Below are 436 nucleotides of genomic sequence, written 5' to 3'. Positions count from 1 at the left end.
GTGCTATAAGAAATAATTTTTTTCTTCTGTCTATTTGACAGAGTTCAGTTCAGTTTTAGTATCTACAGTCTTTTTCTTTTTGAATACTCGAACAATATTTAATACTATGCCAATGCAGCAAATCATTGATAAAATTCTATAGTCATTTTTCATTCCATATACGAAGGCATAATCCTTTCCAAATACATATCCTAAAACTTGATAGTGTAATTTTTGGCTCATAAATAGGTATAGAATAGTAGTTGACAGAGAAATTCCAACAATTTGCCCCAAGTTTCTTACTAGGGAATTAACGCTTCCAGCTATACCAAGCTGCTCTTTCGGGCAATTTGACATAATAAGGGAATTATTTGCTGGCTGGAATAAGGATTGTCCTAAAGACATTAATGCCATAAAAATTGTTGCCTCCAATATAAATGAATATTCTGTCAAAAAA

1 protein-coding gene is annotated in these 436 nt (G+C 31.4%); it reads right to left on the bottom strand.

Annotated features, from left to right (window positions below; genetic code table 11):
- Positions 1-30: 30 nt before the first annotated feature.
- On the bottom strand, positions 31-436 hold a 406-nt coding region (locus D7Y11_RS42965), incomplete at its 5' end, for an MFS transporter (protein ID WP_148139311.1).

It is taken from the genome of Corallococcus sp. AB018 (genome assembly GCF_003986945.1).
Taxonomy (GTDB): domain Bacteria; phylum Myxococcota; class Myxococcia; order Myxococcales; family Myxococcaceae; genus Corallococcus; species Corallococcus exiguus.
Note: the sequence above shows the minus strand (reverse complement) of the source record. Positions and strands in the feature narration are given on the sequence as shown.